Origin of the sequence: Desulfosporosinus sp. FKB, assembly GCF_002196705.1 — a bacterium.
GTDB lineage: Bacteria > Bacillota > Desulfitobacteriia > Desulfitobacteriales > Desulfitobacteriaceae > Desulfosporosinus.
This window is the reverse complement of the sequence record NZ_NADJ01000031.1, coordinates 22,762-44,559: the sequence shown is the minus strand read 5'-3', so window position 1 is coordinate 44,559 and position 21,798 is coordinate 22,762. Positions and strand designations below refer to the sequence as shown.

General features: G+C 43.7%; 22 protein-coding genes. 19 read left to right on the top strand and 3 right to left on the bottom strand.

All coding sequences use genetic code 11. The features are described from left to right. Nucleotides 1–8: 8 nt before the first annotated feature. The gene (locus B5Y67_RS10050) at nt 9–887 is read right to left on the bottom strand and encodes a glycosyltransferase (RefSeq protein ID WP_088226313.1); all 879 of its coding nucleotides are present in this window, start codon (nt 885–887) and stop codon (nt 9–11) included. Between the two features lie 93 nt (nt 888–980). On the opposite strand from B5Y67_RS10050, the gene yabG reads away from it, so the two are divergent. Next, nucleotides 981–1,817, top strand: a complete 837-nt coding sequence (gene yabG, locus B5Y67_RS10045) for a sporulation peptidase YabG (RefSeq protein WP_088226312.1) — start codon at nt 981–983, stop codon at nt 1,815–1,817. A 93-nt stretch (nt 1,818–1,910) separates the two neighbouring features. Here the strand turns inward: yabG and B5Y67_RS10040 are convergent, their stop codons facing one another. Then, nucleotides 1,911–2,249, bottom strand: a complete 339-nt coding sequence (locus B5Y67_RS10040) for a L,D-transpeptidase (RefSeq protein WP_088226311.1) — start codon at nt 2,247–2,249, stop codon at nt 1,911–1,913. A gap of 122 nt (nt 2,250–2,371) precedes the next feature. On the opposite strand from B5Y67_RS10040, the gene B5Y67_RS10035 reads away from it, so the two are divergent. The 8 genes from B5Y67_RS10035 to B5Y67_RS10000 all read left to right on the top strand — a co-directional run bounded on the left by B5Y67_RS10035 (nt 2,372) and on the right by B5Y67_RS10000 (nt 11,385). Then, nucleotides 2,372–3,172, top strand: coding sequence for a cyanophycinase (locus B5Y67_RS10035; protein WP_088226310.1), 801 nt, complete (start codon nt 2,372–2,374; stop codon nt 3,170–3,172). Between the two features lie 91 nt (nt 3,173–3,263). Then, nucleotides 3,264–5,915: a cyanophycin synthetase gene (cphA, locus tag B5Y67_RS10030; protein WP_088226309.1), complete on the top strand. Its 2,652-nt coding sequence runs from the start codon at nt 3,264–3,266 to the stop codon at nt 5,913–5,915. Between the two features lie 156 nt (nt 5,916–6,071). Continuing rightward, nucleotides 6,072–6,938 (top strand): 4-(cytidine 5'-diphospho)-2-C-methyl-D-erythritol kinase, encoded by an 867-nt coding sequence (ispE, locus tag B5Y67_RS10025; RefSeq protein ID WP_088226308.1) that lies wholly within the window; start codon nt 6,072–6,074, stop codon nt 6,936–6,938. Between the two features lie 20 nt (nt 6,939–6,958). Then, complete coding sequence (locus B5Y67_RS10020) at nt 6,959–7,654, top strand: GntR family transcriptional regulator (RefSeq protein WP_088226307.1); 696 nt, start codon at nt 6,959–6,961, stop codon at nt 7,652–7,654. A gap of 2 nt (nt 7,655–7,656) precedes the next feature. Further along, nucleotides 7,657–8,505 carry a pur operon repressor gene (purR, locus tag B5Y67_RS10015; RefSeq protein ID WP_088226306.1) on the top strand — a complete coding sequence of 283 codons (849 nt, stop codon included), beginning with the start codon at nt 7,657–7,659 and terminating at the stop codon, nt 8,503–8,505. 97 nt (nt 8,506–8,602) lie between these two features. After that, nucleotides 8,603–8,857, top strand: coding sequence for a septation regulator SpoVG (gene spoVG, locus B5Y67_RS10010; RefSeq protein WP_009617236.1), 255 nt, complete (start codon nt 8,603–8,605; stop codon nt 8,855–8,857). Between the two features lie 210 nt (nt 8,858–9,067). After that, nucleotides 9,068–10,441: a bifunctional UDP-N-acetylglucosamine diphosphorylase/glucosamine-1-phosphate N-acetyltransferase GlmU gene (gene glmU, locus B5Y67_RS10005; RefSeq protein ID WP_088226305.1), complete on the top strand. Its 1,374-nt coding sequence runs from the start codon at nt 9,068–9,070 to the stop codon at nt 10,439–10,441. Between the two features lie 2 nt (nt 10,442–10,443). Continuing rightward, entirely contained in the window at nt 10,444–11,385 is a 942-nt protein-coding gene (locus B5Y67_RS10000) for a ribose-phosphate pyrophosphokinase (RefSeq protein ID WP_047809009.1), read from the top strand. A 19-nt stretch (nt 11,386–11,404) separates the two neighbouring features. Here B5Y67_RS10000 and B5Y67_RS09995 read toward each other — a convergent pair whose 3' ends face one another. Further along, complete coding sequence (locus B5Y67_RS09995; RefSeq protein ID WP_088226304.1) at nt 11,405–12,133, bottom strand: PRC-barrel domain-containing protein; 729 nt, start codon at nt 12,131–12,133, stop codon at nt 11,405–11,407. A gap of 92 nt (nt 12,134–12,225) precedes the next feature. On the opposite strand from B5Y67_RS09995, the gene pth reads away from it, so the two are divergent. From pth to yabQ, 10 genes are all read left to right on the top strand, one after another. After that, nucleotides 12,226–12,783 carry an aminoacyl-tRNA hydrolase gene (gene pth, locus B5Y67_RS09990; RefSeq protein ID WP_088226303.1) on the top strand — a complete coding sequence of 186 codons (558 nt, stop codon included), beginning with the start codon at nt 12,226–12,228 and terminating at the stop codon, nt 12,781–12,783. A 56-nt stretch (nt 12,784–12,839) separates the two neighbouring features. Continuing rightward, nucleotides 12,840–13,016, top strand: coding sequence for a hypothetical protein (locus B5Y67_RS25315; RefSeq protein ID WP_170932655.1), 177 nt, complete (start codon nt 12,840–12,842; stop codon nt 13,014–13,016). Between the two features lie 123 nt (nt 13,017–13,139). After that, on the top strand, nt 13,140–16,715 hold the full coding sequence (gene mfd, locus B5Y67_RS09985) for a transcription-repair coupling factor (RefSeq protein WP_088226302.1): 3,576 nt from the start codon (nt 13,140–13,142) through the stop codon (nt 16,713–16,715). A gap of 36 nt (nt 16,716–16,751) precedes the next feature. Further along, nucleotides 16,752–17,720, top strand: coding sequence for a peptidyl-prolyl cis-trans isomerase (locus tag B5Y67_RS09980; RefSeq protein ID WP_088226301.1), 969 nt, complete (start codon nt 16,752–16,754; stop codon nt 17,718–17,720). A gap of 157 nt (nt 17,721–17,877) precedes the next feature. Then, nucleotides 17,878–18,444 (top strand): stage V sporulation protein T, encoded by a 567-nt coding sequence (gene spoVT / locus B5Y67_RS09975; RefSeq protein WP_088226300.1) that lies wholly within the window; start codon nt 17,878–17,880, stop codon nt 18,442–18,444. A 134-nt stretch (nt 18,445–18,578) separates the two neighbouring features. Continuing rightward, on the top strand, nt 18,579–20,036 hold the full coding sequence (gene mazG / locus B5Y67_RS09970) for a nucleoside triphosphate pyrophosphohydrolase (RefSeq protein WP_088226299.1): 1,458 nt from the start codon (nt 18,579–18,581) through the stop codon (nt 20,034–20,036). Nucleotides 20,037–20,119: 83 nt separating this feature from the next. Next, nucleotides 20,120–20,395, top strand: coding sequence for an HU family DNA-binding protein (locus B5Y67_RS09965; protein WP_047809015.1), 276 nt, complete (start codon nt 20,120–20,122; stop codon nt 20,393–20,395). A gap of 103 nt (nt 20,396–20,498) precedes the next feature. Next, nucleotides 20,499–20,765, top strand: coding sequence for an RNA-binding S4 domain-containing protein (locus B5Y67_RS09960; protein ID WP_088226298.1), 267 nt, complete (start codon nt 20,499–20,501; stop codon nt 20,763–20,765). A 99-nt stretch (nt 20,766–20,864) separates the two neighbouring features. Further along, a complete protein-coding gene (gene yabP, locus B5Y67_RS09955) occupies nt 20,865–21,143 on the top strand; it encodes a sporulation protein YabP (protein WP_088226297.1) in 279 nt (92 codons plus the stop codon). A gap of 63 nt (nt 21,144–21,206) precedes the next feature. Further along, nucleotides 21,207–21,701, top strand: a complete 495-nt coding sequence (gene yabQ, locus B5Y67_RS09950; protein WP_088226296.1) for a spore cortex biosynthesis protein YabQ — start codon at nt 21,207–21,209, stop codon at nt 21,699–21,701. Nucleotides 21,702–21,798 lie beyond the last annotated feature (97 nt).

Below are 21,798 nucleotides of genomic sequence, written 5' to 3'. Positions count from 1 at the left end.
GTTCACGGTTAAACATTGGTTTCGTCTGAGGATATTAAACTGCAAGCCAAGGCAGGAGTCCTGGGAAGAATAACATGTTGTTCGTAAAATAGGCCCCGGGATTTCAACGCTTGTTCCCAAGTGTGGAGCAGATCGAAACGTCTTTCTGGGTGATAACCAAGTAACTGATGCTTGCCAAGTGAACGGGCCGAAGGAAGATTTTGGCTTAGAGTTATTCCCATAAGGCAATCGCCGATAATGGTTTCGGCAATTAAGCGGGCATGGCCCCGGTGTTTTCTGGGAGAGTGAAGCCTTTGATGAGGAATGGAAGTTGCTACTTTTATCATGAGATCCAATCTTTTGGCCCAAAATAAGGTGAGAGGCGGAATCGCTATAGCCTCAGGAGGGATATTTGACAAAGCCAGCTTGGAAAGGGCATGGGGTCCGTGTGTTGGGGTAGATAGGCCGAGGTTTTTAAATAAATCGAGTTCGCGATTGAGTTTGGCACGAAATTTCAGAACAAGATTGGCAAGCTTTTGACGATTGGTGATATAGGGATAACAATTTGTTAGGGCGACATCAACTCCGGAGTTTACTGTTGTGATGAGAGAAAGCAGGTTTTCATAGATATCGCCGGACATATCGCCATCGACAAAAAGGGTTCCATCTACGCCTAAAGAGCGGGCATAAAGGGCTCCTACCGCTCGAGGTATATCAATGCCTAAAGGGTCTGAAAAGAACAATATATGGATACGGGAATCAGGAATGGAACGAGCAAGTCCTAGGGTCTGATCTGTACAGCCATTGAGTACCAAAATAATATAATCTACGGGAAGGCGCAACACCGTAGTTAAAACTGCCAAAATGCTCTTCTCCTCATTTTTGGCGGGTATAATTGCTGAGAACATCCTTGCTCCTCCTTTGGGATTTACTAGTTATAGTATATGTCGTTTGCTGGTATGCGACATAAGATATAGCGAAAAGGGGAAGGAGGGGAGTCCATGTTTCGAGTCGGGGATATTGTAGCGAGACTTTCTCATCAGCAGGATATTTATTTTCACATCGTTAATGTTATTGATGGTAATCAAGGCGAGCGTTCAGCAATTATCAAAGGACTTAATTTAAGACTGCTAGCTGATGCTCCGTTTTCAGATCTTGTGTCTAAAAGTCCAGTCGAAGTTATGAACTACGAACGAGAAGATAATAAAATGATCTATCAGAAGTTACACAAGCTTACAAGTCAGAGAAAGGCAGTACAAGACGACTTAAAGGAATATTTTGAGATTCCCGGCCGGGTTCTGCAGCTGGATGGGGATCAAGAGTATTTAAATCAATGTATAAGGACCTACCGTCAAATGGGAATTGAAGCCAAGGGAATTTGTAAAAGTGAGGTTGAACAACCTAAAGTTATTCGCAAAATTTTGCAAGAAAATCCAACGGATATTTTAGTGTTAACTGGTCATGATGGATTTTTACGTGGGAAGAAGGATTTTCATAGTCTGGACAGTTATCGGAGTTCGAGGTATTTTGTAGAGTCAGTTTTAGAGGCCCGCCGCTTTCAGCCTAATCGAGATGGTCTGGTGATTTTCGCTGGGGCCTGTCAATCCAACTATGAGGCTATTCTGGAAGCAGGGGCAAATTTTGCCTCATCACCGAAGAGAATGTTGATTCATGCTTTTGATCCGGTGTTCATAGTCGAGAGAATAGCCTTTACTCCTATGGATCAAATTGTCTCGGTCAAAGATATCTTGATGCATACAATCACAGGAACGGACGGGGTTGGCGGGATCGAGACACGAGGGCAAATGCGGCGAGGTTATCCAAGAAGTCCTTATTAATGTGTTAGAGAGCGGTTGTGTTTGTTTAACAGTCCGCTCTCTTTTCTCTTAATCTCATTCTTATTAACTTGTATAAATGGATAGTTCCTTGTTCTAAGATTGAATTTTAACAGGTGTTCCTATTTCTACATGTTGATAAACAAATTCCACATCATGGTTATACATGCGGATACAGCCTTTAGATACAGCTTGACCAATACTGGCTGGGTTATTTGTGCCGTGAATCCCATATTCAGGAAGAGAAAGGCCCATCCAGCGGCTGCCAAAGACCCCTCCGGGATACATAGCTTTAGTTGCGATGTAGAAGAAACCATGGGGCGTGGGAGTTTCGTTTTTGCCAACGGCAATTGGAAAACGATTTATCAGGCGGTTGTCTTCGTAAAGCTCAAGTTGACGGCGCTGGGTATGAATTACAAGAGAAGAACTGGACATTGATCTTATGCCTCCTTTCTTCATCAAAGGGTATAGTTCATGGTATGTAAGGGATTCTTGAATGTTCGTTGCATAATACCCCTTCTTTAGGCGGAAAATAAAAAGGACTGGAGGGATTTTATTTGACAGAACATGTGGAAGGAAAGCTGCTCATCATTGGCGGTGCTGAAGATAAAAAAAATGAATGTAAAATTCTCAAGCGCTTTGTTCAAGAAGCAGGAGGAAAGGAGAGCAGGATTACGGTTTTGACAGCCGCGACAGAATTGCCTTTGCAAGTGGGAAATGAGTATCATTCCTTATTTCTTGAATTAGGGGCGCTGGAGGTACAGGTTCTCGATGTTTCTGATCGCATACAGGCCAACAGGAGAGGGATCGGCAAGGAGTTTGAAAACTCAACGGGAGTTTTCTTTACCGGCGGAGATCAATTAAGAATTACCGGTTTGTTGGGCGGAACTATCTTGGGAAGCACACTCCAACAATTATATGAACGCGGAGTAATTATTGCAGGAACCAGCGCAGGGGCTTCTGTGATGTCAGATACGATGATCGTAGGCGGCGAAGCAGGGACTGCTAAAAAAGATTCTTTAACAATGGCGCCGGGACTCGGCCTTTTGCGTTCTGTAGTTATTGATCAGCATTTTGCCCAACGGGGACGGATAGGGCGCCTTTTATCGGCGATATCTCACAACCCATATGTTCTTGGAGTCGGAATCGATGAAGATACAGCAATTTTAGTTCAAGATGATGCAAGGTTTTCTGTGGTGGGCAGTAATACAGTAACGGTGGCAGATGCGTCTTCCTCCACCACAACTAATGTTTCTGAAACAAGCCCGGGGCAGTCTTTAGTTTTAAGTCCGATTTTGCTGCATGTTCTATCCGATGGTTATGGTTTTGACCTAAAACGAAGGGAATCCTTACTTTAAAGGACTGATTTAAAGTGAGGAATACCAAACGGAAAAAAGGTTAAAACTATTGTAGTATGATCCATGCTATTGAAGGGAGAAAAACAACATAATGGAGATAAGAGAAATCCAAGCGATCGAAGGGGCTAATGTTTACTGCCATCGGCCAATTATTCGAGCGATTGTGGATCTCCAAGAATGGAAGGAACGCTTCAGTAATGAGTTAGGAGATTTTTCTTCTCGTCTTACCCAAACGCTGCCATCATTAGGTGAGCACTATTGCTCCAGAGGGAAACCGGGAGGCTTTTTAGAGCGTTTGCATGAAGGCACTTTAATAGGACATGTGATTGAGCACGTAACTATTGAATTGCTGACCCAAGCGGGGCAAACTGTTAAATACGGAAAAACAATGGCTGTCCTCGAAGAACCGGGTTGTTATGAAATTATTTTTAACTATGAAGCAAAAGAGGGGGCAATTGAAGCCTTTCGCCAAGGATTTGCTTTAGTTGAAACTCTTTTGAAGAACGGAAGCTATAATGTTTCGGAGGCAATTCGGAGAATTCAAAAGGTAATGGATGACTATAAACTTGGAGTTTCAACGCAAATGATTGTAAATGCTTGCCAAGAGCGGAGTATTCCTGTATGCCGTTTAAATGGCGGCAGCTTGCTCCAATTGGGTTATGGCCGCAATCAACGACGGATTCAGGCGACCGTTACCGGAGAAACTTCAAGTATTGGGGTAGATATCGCCTGTGATAAAGAATTAACGAAGAAGATCCTTAGTGAAGGAGGAATTCCGGTTCCCTGGGGAGTAATCGTTAACACGGAAGAAGATGCTGTACAGGCCTTTCTTGAAATGAATACCACTGTAGTGATCAAGCCTTTGCGAGGTAATCAAGGAAAGGGGGTTACTTTACAGCTCCCAGGTGCCAGTGAAGTTAAAGCTGCCTTTAAGGTTGCTCAGAATTATGGAGAATGGGTTATCGTTGAGGAATATATTTCCGGACAACATTATCGCTTAGTCGTTGTGGGAGATCGTTTGATAGCTGCAGCCCAGAGAATTCCGGCACATGTGGCAGGTGACGGGGTATCAACCATTGCAGAATTAGTAGATAAGATTAACCAGGATCCACAGCGTGGGGATGATCATGAGAAAGCTTTAACGAAAATTAAGATTGATCCTGTAGTACTTCTAACACTATCTCAAAAACAAATGACTACCTCCACCATTCCGTCCTTGGGAGAGATTGTTTATTTGCGGGATAGTGCTAATCTCAGTACCGGAGGTATAGCGCTGGATGTGACAGATCGGGTCCATCCTGATAATGTCGAGTTAGCCGTACATGCTGCTCGATTAATTGGGTTGGACGTTGCAGGGGTAGACATAGTTATCGAAGATATAGAAGAGTCCTATCGAAATAATAATGGGCATATTATTGAAGTTAACGCAGCACCAGGTATTCGCATGCACCATTTTCCAAGTATCGGTCAATCTCGAGACGTTGGAAAGGCTATTCTTGACCATATCATGCCAACAGGAAACGGGAGAATTCCCATAATCGCCATTACTGGTACCAATGGGAAAACCACAACAACTCGTATGATCAGCAAAATGCTGAGTGACCAACAGCTTCAGGTAGGTATGACTTCAACAGATGGCATTTATTTTAAGCAAAAATTATGGATCAAAGGGGATATGACAGGACCGGAAAGCGCCAGGATTGTCTTAAGGCATCCGGATGTCCAGGTGGCAGTTCTGGAAACCGCACGGGGAGGAATACTGCGGGCAGGTTTAGGTTACGACTATGCTGATGTCGCGGTCATCACCAATGTTTCAATAGATCATCTCGGCCAGTATGGAATCGAAACTCTTGAGGATATTGCCCATGTCAAGAGTCTTGTCGCAGAGGTCGTTAAACCACATAGTTATGTTGTATTAAATGCTGATGATCCCCAGGTTGTTGCTATGGCTAAACGCACACAGGGACGAGTTATTTTATTCAGTACAGAGAAGGGTAATAGTCATGTTCGAAAACACCTGGGTTTAGGCGGAACAGCTGTCTTCGTCATACGCGGAATGATTGTACTTTGTCAGGGCTCAGAAAGTTCTCGAATCTGTTCAGTAAAACAGCTTCCGGTTACATGGGATGGAAAGGCGAAACATAACCTCCAAAACGCGTTAGCGGCAGTTGCAGCAGGGTGGGCTTTAGGGTTAGGCGCTGTAACCATACGAAATTCTTTAAAAACATTCTCTTCAGATATAAATTGCAACCGGGGACGTTTAAATCTTTACGAGTTAAACGGGGTTCAAGCTGTTATTGATTATGGACATAATGCCGCCGGAATTCAGGAAGTATGTAAGACCCTAAAACAACTTAGCCGTAATAACTCCTTAGTAGGGTGTATTACCGTTCCGGGCGACCGTCCCGATGAGCTGGTGCGCGAAGTTGGCAGGGTTGCCGCTCAAGGTTTTAATCGGCTTGTGATTCGCGAGGATACAGACTTACGGGGACGAAAACCCGGAGAGATTGCTAATATCCTTTATGATGAAGCGGTTCGTTCCGGAATGGATAAAAATAAAATTATGATAGTTCTGCCCGAGATTGAAGCATTTAAGCAAGGTCTCGATAGTTGTAAATCCGGAGATACCTTTGTCATGTTTTATGAACATCTTGAACCGATTGAAGAAGAAATTCAGCGGAGATTGGAGCTGCAAACTGAAAGCCAAAAATCTATCACCCATGAGTTGGCGGTCGGAGGTTAATCGTTAAAAAATAAAAATTAAGCTGTGCAAATCATGGAGCGATGGGATGTCCCTCGCTTCTTTTCTTTTTGATTCATGAGAGAATGCTGGAATCCTTCGAGAAAACATGTATAATAAAAGGAAATGCATTCCTAACGTTCGGAGATGGTTATAGTAATGAAACATCCTTCCCTTACAACGTTCGCTTATGCTAAGATAAATTTTGCCTTAGCGGTTCTAGGAATCAGGGATGATGGATATCATGAACTTCAAAGTGTAATGCAATCGATTGATTTACATGACATTGTACAGGTGAGGCGTAGGGGTGAGACTATAACGTGTCACTGTGGAGAGCTAAGCGGCAGAGGAAATCTCGCGTATATGGCTGCCGAATTATTTTTCAGGGAGCTTGGGTTCTCAGATGGTGTAGAAATTGATATTGACAAAAAAATTCCAATTCAGGCCGGTTTAGCCGGCGGGAGCAGCGATGCGGCGGCGACATTCCGGCTATTGAATCAACTTTATAATAACCCTTTGACAGCGGAAAAACTGTTAGACCTCGCAGGGGAGTGTGGCGCCGATGTGGCCTTCTGTCTTAGAGGCGGAACCATGTGGGCTACGGGACGCGGGGAACAGCTTGAATTAATGCCAAATGTTCCTAATATCGACCTGGTTTTGGTTAAACCAACGCTAGGCGTGAATACTGGGGAAGCTTATCGAAGGTTTGACGAAGAGGGTAAACGTGGATTTCTCTCGAGATCGGATTGGCAGAAAGCATTAAAGGAATCGTCGCCACAGCAGATTGCAGCGTTGTTAGCTAATGATTTAGAGAGTGCTTCGATTCTAATGGTTCCGGAGATTTCCGAACTTAAGCAGCAATTGCTGGAAGAGAAATGTTGTGGGGCTTTAATGTCAGGCAGCGGATCGAGCGTTTTTGGGATTGCTAAAGACGAAGGACATGCACGAAATGTTGCCGAAAAAATGAGAAAAAGAGGCTGCAAAAACGTTTGGGTGACTAAAACTGTAGGTAGTGAACCAATTTAGTGTGAAAGGGGAGCTGTTAAATGGAAAAACGATTGTTACCAGTAGTGCTTGATGGTTATAAACCTTTGCGGGAGATTGTTTTTGAGTCTATGCGGGAGGCTATTCTTAATGGAGTCCTTGAACCTGGGGAGAGATTAATGGAAATTCAGCTGGCTGAAGAAATGGGTGTCAGCAGAACCCCTGTGCGCGAAGCTATACGCAAATTGGAGCTGGAAAATTTCGTCGTTATGATTCCTCGGAAAGGTGCCTATGTAGCGGGAGTTTCCCTCAAAGACGTTGCGGATGTTTTTGAAATACGCTCAGCCCTGGAGGGCCTGGCGGCAGGCTTGGCCGCGGAGCGGGTTACTGATGAAGAATTAGAACAAATGGAGCAGGCATTATTTTACCGGGTGAATGAAGGCGAGATAGATTTAGAACAAATTGTTAAATCGGACACGGATTTTCACGCCCTTGTTTATAAAGCAAGCCGCAACGAACGTTTAATTCAGATCCTGGCGAATTTGCGCGAACAAATTCAACGCTTTCGGGCAACTTCTTTGGCAGTTCCCGGTCGAAACAAGGATGCTATCGAAGAACATCGCATGATTGTGGAAGCCTTAAGAAATCACAACAGTGAAGAGGCCCAAGCACTGGCCATGGCTCATATCGTGACTGCCGAGAATGTTATGTTTGAGACTTTAAGAATTAACAACGATCCCGGTAAGGCGGACCAATAATTGTGGAAAAGATGAAACGAGCGGAACGTATGGTGGCTATCACCCAATTATTAATGGCAAACCCGAATGTTCTGACTCCACTGACCTTGTTTGCAGAACGATTTGGTACTGCAAAATCTACCATTAGTGAGGATCTTATGGCGGTTAAAGGGAGTTTTCAGCTTTCCGGACAAGGCCGTTTGGAAACTATTTCCGGAGCAGCAGGCGGGGTGCGTTATATTCCGGAAATTTCGGGAAAAGAAGCGGCTCACTTTTTAAGCAGCCTGGCACAGCGGCTTAGCGAGAAAGAAAGGATCTTAGCGGGTGGTTTCCTTTATATGACTGATCTCCTTTATAATCCGGCAGTTCTTCGCCCACTGGGACTGATTTTTGCAAGTGCTTTCAGAGAGAAAGAACCTGAAGTTGTCGTTACCATTGAAACAAAGGGTATTCCTTTGGCCCTGGTAACAGCAGAAGCCCTCGGCTTGCCCATGGTGGTTATTCGTACGGGAAATAAAGTAACTGAGGGGTCCTCGGTAAGTATTAATTATGTTTCCGGATCATCTCGTCGTATTCAGACCATGTCCCTGTCACGCAGGGCACTGGATCCCAGACGAAAAGTTCTGGTGATTGACGATTTTATGAAAGCAGGAGGTACTGCCTTAGGCATTAAGAATCTAATGCACGAATTTGAGGCAGATGTTATCGGTATCGGAGTTTTGGTAGAAACTCAAATAACCTCTGAGGCGAAGCTTGTCGATGGGTATTTATCACTTTTGAAGCTGCGCGAACTCGATCTGAACAGCGGAAAGTCAACTATAGTCCCTGATGATTTACTATTCGATAAAATATTAGGCAATTATTCAACCTAATCAAAATTTTCCCGAATTGCAGGCAGGATTTTTTTACCATGCAGAGAATAACATTATGGACAGACCTGGAAAGCAAAGGGAAGGGTGGTGATTCATAATGAATATTACTGATGTGAGGGTTCGAAAGATTAACACGGAAGGTAAGATGAAGGCAGTGGTTTCCGTGACCTTTGATAATGCGTTTGTTGTGCATGATGTCAAAGTAGTCGAAGGGATGAATGGTATCTTTGTTGCGATGCCTAGCCGAAAAACACCTGAGGGAGAATTTCGTGATATCGCTCACCCTATTTCCGCTGCAGCACGGGAAGTCATTCAGACTGCTGTTTTAAAAGCGTACCAAGAAGCGATCTAATTAATTTAAAAGATTAAGGAGACCTTGGGGTCTTCTTTTTTTGTTGGGCAAAAAGAAAGCGGATTTTTGAAAAGTCTGTATACTCGAGCTATACGTTTTCTTTTTGATATATCGTTGTATTAAAAAAGGATTTTGGGCATATTTGACGAATAAAGAACTTTTGGAATGTAAAATTCTGTAGAGGTTAAACTAAATTGGAGGCGAATAGACATGCCTGATTTGGTAGCGGTGATCATGGCTGCTGGAAAAGGAACAAGAATGCGATCAAAATTGCCAAAGGTCATGCATTCATTAGCAGGGAAACCGCTCATTGAACATGTCTTGGACGTGGCCAACCAAGTTGGGATTGAACGACCTTTCGTGATTGTCGGACATGGCCGTGAGGCTGTTGCGGCCAAAGTTCAAGAACGCGCAGAGATAGTAGTTCAAACTGAACAAATGGGAACAGGACACGCTATCATGCAAGCTTTGCCCTATTTGGAAGGCGCTCAAACGGTACTTGTTCTAAGCGGAGATCAGCCGTTACTTAAACCCGAGTCACTTCAAGCTCTCTTAAAATTGCATCAAGATGGGGAAGCCTGTGCTACTGTCTTAACGGCTTATTTAGATCAGCCGTTTGGTTATGGGCGGGTCCTTAAAGATGGTGATCAACTTGTGAGGATTGTCGAGGAAAAAGACGCAACTCCTGTTGAACGCTTAATTAAGGAAATTAACACCGGTACCTATTGCTTCAGAGGATCAGCGCTCAAAGATGCTTTGGCAAAAATTACTCCTAAAAATGCTCAAGGAGAATATTATCTTACCGATGTTTTTGATATCTTTTTAAAGCAAGGAGAACGAATACTGACCTATTGCACCGAAGATTCTCATGAAGCGCTGGGGATTAATAGCAGGAGCCAGCTGGCAGAGGCAGAAAGGATTCTGCGCGAGCGCAATCTTGAGCATTGGATGGCAGAGGGAGTAACGATCGTTGACCCTGCTTCCACATTTATTGATATTGATGTAAGGCTATCCCAGGATGTCACTATCCTGCCTTTCACCCGTCTTTTGGGAAACACCAAGGTCCAGGAAGATGCTGTAATTGGTCCTCAGACAACGTTGGAAAACTGTGAGGTAGGAAGTGGTTCTGAAGTAACCTATACGGTTGCCAAAAATGCGAATATTGGCGTGCGTTGTCACATTGGGCCTTTTGCGTATTTACGGCCGGGTACAAGCCTGGAGGCAGATGTAAAGGTTGGAGATTTTGTCGAAATTAAAAATAGTAAAATAGAAGCAGGGGCTAAAGTCCCTCACTTGAGTTATATAGGTGACGCGCAGGTTGGAAAGTCTGCAAATATTGGGGCAGGTACGATTACCTGCAATTATGACGGCAGCAGTAAACATCCTACGAAAATTGGAGACCATACTTTTATTGGCAGTAATACGAATTTAGTGGCTCCCGTTGAAGTGGGAGACTATGCCGTAACGGGCGCAGGTTCAACAATTACAAAAAATGTTCCTGCAAAAGCCTTAGCAGTGGAACGGAGTCAACAAATCATTAAGGAACAATGGCAGCGCGAAAAGAGAAATAGGGGGCAAAAATAGGCATGGCAGCAAAAGAATTTAAGATTTTCTGTGGAAATGCCAATCGGCCGTTAGCACAGGAAATTGTGGATTATCTGGGAGTACCTCTTGGGGACGCCAAAATAAAACGATTCCGAGACGGAGAAATCTCTATTGTCATTGACGAAAGTGTCCGGGGCTCAGATATTTATGTGGTTCAGCCGACCTGTTTTCCAACCAATGACAACATTATGGAATTGCTTATTATGATTGATGCGATGCGCCGAGCTTCGGCACGCCGAATTACTGCTGTAATGCCTTATTACGGCTATGCTCGCCAAGAACGTAAATCAAGGGCCAGAGACCCGATTACTGCCAAACTTATGGCTAATTTAATAACCACCGCAGGTGCTGACCGTGTTGTAACCATGGATTTGCATGCCCCTGCAATCCAAGGTTTCTTTGATATCCCTCTTGATCACTTACCCGGTGTTCCGATTCTTGCGGAGTATTTCCGCGAAAAAGGTTTGGGAAATCTCTGTGTTGTTTCCCCGGATTTGGGAGGAGTTACCAGGGCCCGGAATCTTGCGGAACGCATTGGAGCTTCCCTTGCTATCATTGATAAACGACGGCCTGAACCTAATGTTTCAGAAATTATGAATGTTATTGGTGAATTAAAGGGGAAAACGGTAATCATGATTGATGATATCATTGATACTGCCGGAACGATTACCCAAGGTGCTCAAGCGCTCCTTGAGCGTGGTGCTAAAGAAGTATACGCCTGCTGTACGCATGCTGTCCTATCCGGGCCGGCTATCGAACGTCTCGAGAACTCAGTGCTGCAGGAAGTTGTGGTTACGAATACAATTCCTCTTGGTCAAGAGAAAACAATTCCTCGAATTAAAGTTCTTTCAGTAGCTCCGCTTTTAGGAGAAGCAATCGTTCGTATTCACGAAGATCTCTCAGTGAGTAAACTTTTTAGTTAAAAAGAAGGCCCCTGGGGTATTACCCCAGGGGTTCTTTGGTTTGAGGATTTTCCGGCGGATCTTGATCTTCTGTCGGTGTTATGTCCAGTTCAGTTACAATTACAGGCGGTTTTTCTTCCTGAGTTTCCAAATCATCGTTGTCATTTTTTTGCTTTTTGAAGTAATTACCAAAAGCATGGGTGGTTTCGGAGGCGCGATGGGACGTTGAATGTAAAAGATTTTTAAAGGATTCACTAAGTCCCTTGTCGGCAACGGACAGATAATTTTCGCTTCCCCGCTGAGTAACTATAACATCATGCCCCAGGGTCGTAACATATTCTGCGGACATCCAAGCCTTGCCGCTCAGGAACCCATTGAGTTTTCCGGATGAGATTTCAATTTGGGTTATTTTCCCTGAATCCGGATCGATATAAAATTCATCAGCTGTTCCGAGGGTTTTTCCGGATTCTGTGATTATTTTCGTGCCAATAATTGCTAGCTTTTCTTTAACTAATTCTAACAGTTCAGGAAGATTTGCGGTTTTTTCCACGTGAGTTTCTTTATCGATGGTGATTGCGTCATCGCCGACACTGATGACTTTGGCGTAGGGAATAATGCGTTGATCTTTAAAGAATCCTTTGGGGTCCACAATAATTGCAGCAAGCGATTTTGTTCCGGCATCGAGGACCAGACTTTTTACAAATCCTATTTGCTGTCCTTCTTGAAGGGAGATAATGGGTAAGGATAAAAATTTTCGACTTGGCTTCAAAAGCTCACCCCCTTATGGTGAAGATTATTCGTTGCTTATTCATAATGAATGTATTCAGAGATGAAGATGAATATGCTTAGGAGGGTATTTGAATGAAGGTTATTGTCGGCTTGGGCAATCCGGGACCTCAATATGCAGAGACACGTCATAATGTTGGCTTTCTGTTTGTTGACGGTCTGGCCGAAGTCTTAGGGCTTCAGTTTCGAGCCAAATTTCAGGGATTGTGGGCAGAAGGTTTCCTACAAGGGGAGCGTTTGTTGTTCTTGAAGCCTCAAACCTTTATGAATTTAAGCGGACGTTCAGTTAAAGAACTTGTTAATTTCTATAAAGTCGCAGCAGAAGATGTCCTGATTGTCTACGATGATATGGATTTGCCTTTGGGCAAACTGCGTTTGCGTGATCACGGGAGTGCCGGGGGGCATAACGGAATTAAATCAATATTGGCTGAGTTAGGTACAGAATCTTTTTGGAGAATCAAATTAGGTATAGGCCGGCCGCCAAAAGAGTGGGATCCTGCACGCTATGTCCTTTCGACCTTCGGGGAAAGTGAGCTGCCAATTATCGAAGACTTATTAGAAAGAGCAGAAAAAGTAGTAGGTCTCTGGATTAAGGGAGATACAAGCCGGGCTATGAATTTATACCATCGTTAACCGGGTATAACCTTTCGCGCTAGGGGTAATTCTAGTGCTAGGGAGGTGATTGCGGGATGAGGGTCATGAAAGTATGTCATGCCTGTGACAGGATTCTGGGAGAGATAGAGCTTGATGACTTGACCAGCGCTGATTCGGACTCTATAATGGATATCGTTGGAAATGTCTCTTATACCCTTTGTCCAAGTTGTCTGAATGAAATGAAAACGGAGTCCGGGAATGTTTTCCATTAAAGAGGTTTCAGAACTGATTTCAGAACTAAGAGTTCAGGGCGGACAATAATTTGTAAAATGTAGGCATGTCGTTTGACGCCATGCCTTATTATCAGTTTAGAGGAGTAGGCAAGTGGGGGTCCCATGATGGACGTTCATCTTTTTTTGCCGCCCGAAAGGATGGGTGTTTTGAAAATAATCCGTGATTACCTCCGCCGGGGATTGGATATTGACAAGATTGAGGGGTCCCTTAGGTCTGGAGAATGGCCTCAAATGATTTATGATTTAAGCGGCAGTCAAAAGGCAGCTATGATCTCCCAACTATTACAGAATTCAACCCCGGGATTAGTGCTGACCTATTCTGAAGAACAGGCTCAAAAGTGGACTGCGGATTTAAAAACATGGTGCCCTCAAAAAACGATCTTACATTTTCCCGCTACTGAGTGGCTGCCCTTTGAAGTTTTGGGAAAAAGCAAAGAAACCACGGCGGAGAGAATTCGCGTTTTTAATCGTCTGTCATTGGATCAAGACTGCACGGTTGTTGCCTCTGTATTAGCATTAGAGCGGCGCGTGTTTCCTCTCCGGCGCTGGAAGGATTATTCCCTGACCTTAGAAGTGGGGAAAGGGTATATGCTCAATGATATTCTTTCAACCCTGATTTCCGGAGGATATGAACGTGTCGAAACGGTTGAAGGAAAGGGGCAGTTTGCCCTAAGAGGGGGGATTTTAGATATTGCCCCCCTTGATGGAGAAGCCCTGCGTATAGAATTTTTCGATGAAGAAGTAGATTCTATTCGAACCTTTAACCTTGAAACTCAGAAGTCGGTTTCGTCTCAAGAGAGGGTTTTGATCTCCCCGGCAATGGAATATGTGGTAACAAGGGAAGAACTTGAAGAACTGCGCTTTACTATTCGGGCAGAAGCCCGTAAAGCAACAGGTCGTCTGCAGCGAGCAGGCAGAACAGAGGCAGCAGAACGTTTGCGCAGCAGGGTAGTTTTCCTCGAAGAACGTTTGCAGCAAGGAATTCTTGATGAGAATGTCTATCCATTCCTAAGTTTGGTTAATACGCCTCTCGTTCCCTTTTTCTCATATCTGGCAGAGAATCACTATGTCATCTTAGATGAACCGCTGCGTTTAAAAGAGCAGTTGGAGTTTCAGGCAAATGAACGATTGATGGAATTTACCCAGCAATTAGAACAGGGTGAAGGATTTGTTCACCCTGAGACTCTGTTTATCAGGTATGAAGATTTGCTGAGGCATGGTCAAAAAAACCCCTTAATTGGCCTCTCTACGTTAATAAGGCAGACGCCGGGTCTGACTCCCAGACGGGTTTTCAATCTCAACGCTCGTTCTTTAACCGGTTTTATGGGGAAAACAAGCAAGTTAGTGGATGAAATTGAACATTTTAAGGATGCAGGTAATATTGTTGCTCTCTTTGTGGGGGATGAGGAACATACTGAGCGTTTGATCCAAGGTCTGAAGGACCGGGGAGTCACAGCCAGCCGCAGAGAGCTCGAAGATACAATCGAAGATGGGCATATATATGTCTACCCGTATTCCTTGGATCAAGGCTTTGAACTGCCCCTGGGAAAACTCGTGGTGCTTACGGAAGCTGAAATTTATAAACGTGAGAGTAAGGTTGTCGGGAAAAAACCGAGTCCCGCCTCAGCAAAGAATGTTTACGTCTCGGACCTTAAGCCGGGAGATTATGTCGTCCATGTTCATCATGGTATTGGGCAATTTACCGGAATTGAACGCTTAGAGGTTGCAGGGATAGAAAAGGATTACTTCGGGATTCGCTATGCCGGGGAGGATCGTCTCTACGTTCCTTTGGACCAACTTCATCTTTTACAAAAGTATTTAGGAAGTGCTGCGGAGAGTTTGCCCAAGCTCTACAAGCTCGGAGGAACTGAGTGGCATAAAGTAAAGAGCAAAACCCGCTCGGCGGTTAAAGAAATGGCTTTTGATTTGCTAAAACTTTATGCGCAGCGGGAGGCTACCCAAGGATATGCTTTTTCCCCGGACAACGTTTGGCAGATAGAATTCGAAGAGAAATTTCCCTACGTAGAAACAGACGATCAGCTGCAGTGTATTGCCGATATTAAACGGGATATGGTGCTTCCTCGTCCTATGGACCGGCTCCTTTGCGGAGATGTAGGCTATGGAAAAACAGAAGTTGCTCTCAGAGCAGTATTCAAGGCGGTTATGGACAGCAAGCAGGTTGCCTTCTTAGTTCCAACCACCATCTTGGCACAACAACATTTCAACACTCTGCGCGAACGATTTACAGGCTATCCTATAACGATTGATATGTTGAGTCGGTTTCGTTCGCCTAAGGAGCAGAAAGAAATCATCCAGGGCATAAAAGAAGGACGGATTGATGTTATCGTAGGAACCCATCGCATTTTGGCCGATGCCATTAAATTTAAGGATTTGGGACTCTTGATTATTGATGAGGAACAACGTTTCGGAGTTGCCCATAAAGAAAAACTGAAAACCATTAAGGGTAATGTTGATGTTCTTACCTTGTCGGCAACACCGATTCCCAGAACTCTTCATATGTCTCTGGTCGGAGTCAGGGATATGAGCGTAATAGAGACTCCGCCGGAAGGAAGATATCCCGTACAAACCTATGTCACAGAGTTTCGGCCTGATGTGGTGCGGGATGCTATAAGACGAGAACTTCAACGGGGAGGACAGGTATTTTTTGTTCATAATCGAGTTGAGGATATGGATAAAGTTACTAACTTTTTAGGTCAATTAGTTCCGGAAGCCCGTTTTGGTGTGGCTCATGGACAGATGCGGGAATCCATGCTGGAACGGGTTATGCTGGACTTTTTGGAACAGCAGACTGATGTCTTAGTTTCAACTACGATTATCGAAACCGGTCTTGACATGCCCAACGTCAATACACTGATTATTGATGAAGCTGACCGCATGGGTTTGTCCCAGTTATATCAGCTCCGCGGCCGGGTAGGAAGGTCAAACCGCAAAGCCTATGCTTATCTTCTGTATAAGCCTCAGAAGGTTCTTACGGAAATAGCTGAGAAACGACTGGCTGCCATTCGTGAGTTTACCGAATTTGGAGCAGGCTTTAAGATTGCGATGCGGGATTTAGAAATTCGTGGTGCCGGTAACCTGATTGGAGCTCAACAGCATGGACATTTAGCAGCTGTCGGCTTCGAACTTTACAGTCAGATGCTCAAGGAAGCGGTCCAGGAATTGCGGGGAGAAACGGTAGAAGAAGCTGCAGAACCGAGCATTGAGCTGCAAATTGATGCCTATTTGCCGGATTCTTATGTCGCTGATAAGCAAACTAAGGCTTCCTTGTATCAACGACTGGCCAAGGTTGCCGACGAGGCAGAACTTGGGGAAATGGTTGATGAGTTAGTCGACCGTTTTGGAACGCCGCCTCGTGAGGTGGAACATTTGATTGAAATTATCCGTATCAAGCTTTTAGCCGGTCCGATTCGCATAGAACAAATTCAGCAGACGAAACAAAATATCAGCCTTCGCTTTGGAGCAGATCTGGGGATGTCCGGGGAGCGGTTAATGGCTATCGCTTCAGCATCTCCCTTGCCCCTGTCATTTAAATCTTTGCCCAATGGAAATCTGGAATGTAAGGTTCGCATTCGTACGCTTGATCAAGAAGAAGTAATTGGGGCGGTACGGCGTGTTCTTATAATTTTTGGGAACATTGCTTCACGGGGAACTCCCTGATATACTGGACTAAGTGAATTGAAAGGGTGTGTCGGAATGAAAAAATCCCGGCTGGGGATACTAGTGGGTATTCTTATGGTGATGCTGACAACTGTAGGTTGTTCCTCGCTGGTTGATGGCAAATGGGCGGCTAAAGTTAATGGGGACTCGATCTTAGTTAAGGACTATGATGCTCGTGTGGCAGAGGCTCAAAAAACCTACGAGAATCAGGGTATGAAGTTTGACACGGACCAAGGGAAGCAAGCTTTAACTCAAATCAAAAGTCAAGTTCTTGAGCGAATGATTGAAGGTAAACTTCTCACCCAAGAAGTCCAGAATCTAAAGCTGAACACAGAAGATTCTTCTATCAAGACTCAAGAAGACACGATAAAGAAAAATATGGGTACGGATGCTAAATTTCAGGATATGCTAAACCAACAAGGAATGAGCGAACCGGAATTAAAGAACTTCTTAGCGGTTTATACCAAGATAACCTCGGATGTCAAGCAGCCGACAGACAGCGAAGTTCAAGCATATTTTGAAAAAAACAAAGCCAATTATGGTCAGCCTGAGAGTGTTACTGCTCATCACATTTTGCTCAAGACTGAAGACGAGGCCAAAGCAATTATTGCTCAGTTAGAACAAGCTCAAAAAAGTAACAAGCAGATTCTTCCTCTGTTCGAACAATTAGCGAAAGAAAAATCTATTGAACCGGGAGCCAAGCAGTCGGGAGGAGATCTTGGTACCTTTACGAAGGGAAAAATGGTACCCGAGTTTGAAACTGCGGCCTTTGCTCAGAAGGTAGGGACATTTTCCACTACTCCAGTTAAAACGCAGTTTGGTTATCATGTTATTTACGTTCAAGCACATACGCCTGCTACTACTCCGGATTTTGCGAAAGTAAAGGCTCAAGTGACCCAGGATGCTTTTAATGAGGCTAAGGACACCAAATTTCAGACGTTTTTTGATGACCTGCGTAAAAAAGCTAAGATTGAATATGCTCAAGGATATCAACCGGCAAGTTAAGGGTGAAACTAAAAGAAGGCAAAATTTTTGCCTTCTTTTTCTGTGCATTGGAAAATAATGAATAATTGGCAATCTCTAGATATATACTATCATTGATCTGAAATAGTAATAGGAAGGACGAAATGAGTCTTCGGGAACAAAGGAGGAATGTGCGCCTATGAAAGCAACAGGTATTGTTAGAAGAATTGATGACCTCGGTCGTGTCGTTATTCCAAAGGAAATTCGTCGGACTCTTCGTATCCGGGAAGGAGATCCGTTAGAGATTTTTGTAGATCGTGAAGGGGAAGTTATCCTGAAAAAATACTCTCCGATCAGGGAATTGGGGGAGTTTGCCAAGGAGTATGCCGATTCGCTGTTTGAAGCAACCGGACACATTACTTGTATTTCGGATAGAGATACTATTATTGCAGTAGCAGGCGCTTCGAAGAAAGAGTATTTAAATAAACCAATTGATCCCCCTGTAGAACAGGCCATGGAAGAAAGGAGAACTATTCAAATCGGGTTGACGAACTCCGGTGAGACCAATGTACCGAAAATAAGCGACAACGAGGAAGATGATAAATCAAATATAGTCTGTGAAGTCATTGCTCCCATAATTTCTCAAGGAGACCCTATTGGGGCGGTTATGATTATATCGAAAGAGGCAAATGTCAAGATGGGAGATTTAGAAATTAAGTTGGTCGAGACGGCAGCAGTATTTTTGGCCAAACAAATGGAACAATAGGCGTTACTAATGGTTTAGTTGCTCTTATACTACCGGAATGTAATTATATATTAATTGAATTTCTGGTCGTAGGAATAAAGCGGTACTCCCGCTTTATTTTACTTTATGCTACACTAGCGTTAGGAGGTGAAAGAATGTCCTCGTGTCTTCATGTCATTGGTCTTGGTCCTTCGGGGCTTGAACAATTAACGTTAGGAAACTATCGCCGTCTCTGTAATGCCAAGAAAGTTTTTGTAAGAACTTTGCATCATCCCTGTGTTCAGGAATTAATGGCGGAAGGTGTTCAGTTAGAATCCTTTGATGAAGTTTATGAATCGGAGGAGTCCTTTGAAGAGGTGTATCAAAAAATAACGGAACGATTAAGAACAGAGTTAGAAAAGGACTCGGAAGTGATTTATGCCGTTCCGGGTCATCCTATGGTAGCTGAGAAAACTATTCAGCTCCTCTGGAAAAATTTAAGACCGGAGTATGAAGTAATTGTTCATCCTGCGATGAGCTTTGTTGATGAGATTTTCCGGGTACTGAATTTTGATCCCATTGAAGGGATGCTTATTCGAAATTATGATGCTCTCAAAGATACAGGACTAACAGGGAGGGAGTGGCTCATAATTCCTCAGGTTTATAATCAACTCATCGCTTCTGAGGCAAAACTCGATCTCATGAGTTCCTATCCCGATGAGGCAAATGTATTTATTGTACAGGGATTGGGCACTTCCAATGAGCGGGTGGACAAGCTTCCTCTTTTCGAAATGGATCATGGTTCCTTTGATCACCTAACCACAGTAGTCTTGCCGCCTTGTTCGGAGGTCATTTCTTGGACAAAATTACTTCAAATCATGGAAATCCTGCGTTCGTCGGATGGTTGTGCCTGGGACCGTGAACAAACCCATCAGACCTTAAAACCTTGTCTGATTGAAGAGAGCTATGAAGTATTAGAGGCAATCGAAAAAGAGGATATGTATAATTTATGTGAAGAGTTGGGAGACTTATTACTGCAAGTTGTATTTCATGCTCAAATTGCCTCAGAGAACAGGGTATTTGAAAGTCAGGATGTTTTACAGGGGATTATTCAAAAACTGCTCCGCAGGCATCCTCACGTATTCGGTGAAGAAGTGCTTGAAACTGCCGATGATGTGATTCGGTCATGGGATAGAATTAAACAAGAGGAAAAGGCTGACACAAAGGAAGAGAGAGGCTTTTTCAGTGATCCTAAAGGATTGCCTGCCCTTATGCTGGCTTCCTCAACGCAGCGCCGGGCGGCTAAAATAGGGTTCGATTGGACTGATTTGGAGGGACCATACCAGAAGGTTCAGGAAGAATTACTAGAGCTGCAGAATGCCTTAAAAACCGGAGTAGGTATTCGGGAGGAATTTGGGGATTTATTATTTGCAATGGTCAATGTATCGAGATTCCTTAAATTGGACGCAGAGGAAGTTCTAAGGGAGGCAGTACATAAGTTTCAAGCGCGTTTCCTTAAAATGGTGGAATTAAGCCGCGAAGAAGGTCGAAAAATTGAGCAACTATCCCTTAATGAAATGGATGTCTATTGGGAAAAGGCAAAATCCCAAGAAAAAGGCGGCAAATTAATGTAATCTTACCCGAATAAGCAGGAGATTGATTTTTTATCGCGAAATATAGTTTACGAGATAAGATCAGTTATTTAGGAGGGACTAGTTTGAATAAGGCTGAGTTAGTAAGTGCAGTTGCTGAGAAGGCAGAAATGTCCAAGAAGGACGCAGAAAAGGCCGTAAGTGCCGTTTTCGCTACGATCGAAGAATCTTTAGCACAAAATGAAAAGGTCCAATTAGTGGGCTTTGGGACTTTTGAGGTCAAAGAACGTGCTGAAAGAACGGGAAGAAACCCGCAAACTAAGGAGACAATTGTCATTCCTGCTGCTAAGGTGCCTGGTTTTAAAGCAGGAAAAGCTCTGAAGGATGCAGTCCAAAAGTAAGGATTTGGACTTTTGAGAAATCAGGTTCCGGTTATACTGGAACCTGATTTTTAATAGACACTGAGTCCAAGTTTCGAAAAGGGAGGGTTACTGACAGTAACTTATGCGGATTGACAAATACTTAAAAGTTTCTCGCCTGATTAAACGACGCACCGTTGCCAAAGATGTTTGTGTAGGAGAAAAAATCAGTATCAATGGACGAATTGTTAAACCTTCCGCGGAAGTTAAACCGGGAGACCAAGTCATCCTGGAAATGGCCAGCCATGTTGTGGAAGTAAAAGTTTTGGCGACCCCCAACAGCGTAAAGGCTAATGAAGCCCACACCCTCTATGAATTAATTAGAGATGAACGAAAGACAGAGTCTTATTAAAAGGCTCTGTCTTTTAGTTTTTTAAAGTGTTTCGTTATGTCTAAAGGACAGTCGAACTGAATAGGGTTTAAGAAGAAAAAAGTGTTGGGGGGATGGGGCATGGCAGACAGTTTTGGTAAAGGACATCGCCTTGTCATGGAAAACCGGGAAATGATTGCATTGACAGGAGTGAAGAAGGTTCAGTCCTTTGATCCGAAAGAAATTATTCTAGAAACGGAATTAGGGATTCTTAGCATTAAAGGGGAGCAATTGGGAATTAAACAACTTAACCTTGAAGAAAGTATGGTGGACATTGAAGGATATGTTAGTGCTCTCATTTATCATCGGAGTACCGGAGGAAACTCCCGGCAAGGTATAATGCATAGAATTTTTCGGTAGGTAAAGGATCCTGAAAAGTTTTCTCCAGATTAAGGAGAGGAGGGGAAGACTATCTCGGAATTTATGGCTTTTTTTTGGGTTGTTGCAGCAGGATTGATGGTCGGAGTAGTGTTTGATTTTTTTCGCACGTTCAGGCGTTGGCAGGAATGGGGGCCTGTCGTAACGTTCCTGGGAGATATCCTCTTTTCTCTTATTGCTTTGGTTATCCTATATCGATTATTTTTTAGAGCAAATGCACTGGCCTTCAGGTTTTATAATGTTTGGGGCAGCCTTTTGGGCCTTGCCTTATATTTGAGAATTTTCAGCAGCTATCTTACAAAAGGCTATTTTAAACTTTTTCAACTAATTGCCGCACTCTTAAAGCTTTTCGCCGGAGGAATTATGATCCCGGTCCGAGGACTCGTTCTTCTTATGCGCCCACCCTATGCAATTTTATGTTGGTTTAGTTTGCTTTGTTTCCGTATTGGAGAACATATTATTTACCGGCCCCTGGTAAACCTGCAAATCACTATAAAGGAGTGGTGGAAACAATTATGGCCCCCTAGGACCAATGGGTAAAAATTTCCAAAGGGGTTGATTCGTTCCTAAGGAGTAGCTATAATGAGTTGTATAACCGATTGTAAATTCTTTGTAGTTGTTTTGTAGTAGATTTGTC

Bases quoted from the DNA above. Each gene is read 5' to 3' on its own strand.
- B5Y67_RS10050 (WP_088226313.1), bottom strand. From the start codon at position 887: ATGTTCTCAGCAATTATACCCGCCAAAAATGAGGAGAAGAGCATTTTG.
- yabG (WP_088226312.1), top strand. From the start codon at position 981: ATGTTTCGAGTCGGGGATATTGTAGCGAGACTTTCTCATCAGCAGGAT.
- B5Y67_RS10040 (WP_088226311.1), bottom strand. From the start codon at position 2,249: ATGTCCAGTTCTTCTCTTGTAATTCATACCCAGCGCCGTCAACTTGAG.
- cphA (WP_088226309.1), top strand. From the start codon at position 3,264: ATGGAGATAAGAGAAATCCAAGCGATCGAAGGGGCTAATGTTTACTGC.
- ispE (WP_088226308.1), top strand. From the start codon at position 6,072: ATGAAACATCCTTCCCTTACAACGTTCGCTTATGCTAAGATAAATTTT.
- B5Y67_RS10020 (WP_088226307.1), top strand. From the start codon at position 6,959: ATGGAAAAACGATTGTTACCAGTAGTGCTTGATGGTTATAAACCTTTG.
- spoVG (WP_009617236.1), top strand. From the start codon at position 8,603: ATGAATATTACTGATGTGAGGGTTCGAAAGATTAACACGGAAGGTAAG.
- glmU (WP_088226305.1), top strand. From the start codon at position 9,068: ATGCCTGATTTGGTAGCGGTGATCATGGCTGCTGGAAAAGGAACAAGA.
- B5Y67_RS10000 (WP_047809009.1), top strand. From the start codon at position 10,444: ATGGCAGCAAAAGAATTTAAGATTTTCTGTGGAAATGCCAATCGGCCG.
- pth (WP_088226303.1), top strand. From the start codon at position 12,226: ATGAAGGTTATTGTCGGCTTGGGCAATCCGGGACCTCAATATGCAGAG.
- B5Y67_RS25315 (WP_170932655.1), top strand. From the start codon at position 12,840: ATGAGGGTCATGAAAGTATGTCATGCCTGTGACAGGATTCTGGGAGAG.
- mfd (WP_088226302.1), top strand. From the start codon at position 13,140: ATGATGGACGTTCATCTTTTTTTGCCGCCCGAAAGGATGGGTGTTTTG.
- B5Y67_RS09980 (WP_088226301.1), top strand. From the start codon at position 16,752: ATGAAAAAATCCCGGCTGGGGATACTAGTGGGTATTCTTATGGTGATG.
- spoVT (WP_088226300.1), top strand. From the start codon at position 17,878: ATGAAAGCAACAGGTATTGTTAGAAGAATTGATGACCTCGGTCGTGTC.
- mazG (WP_088226299.1), top strand. From the start codon at position 18,579: ATGTCCTCGTGTCTTCATGTCATTGGTCTTGGTCCTTCGGGGCTTGAA.
- B5Y67_RS09960 (WP_088226298.1), top strand. From the start codon at position 20,499: ATGCGGATTGACAAATACTTAAAAGTTTCTCGCCTGATTAAACGACGC.
- yabP (WP_088226297.1), top strand. From the start codon at position 20,865: ATGGCAGACAGTTTTGGTAAAGGACATCGCCTTGTCATGGAAAACCGG.
- yabQ (WP_088226296.1), top strand. From the start codon at position 21,207: ATGGCTTTTTTTTGGGTTGTTGCAGCAGGATTGATGGTCGGAGTAGTG.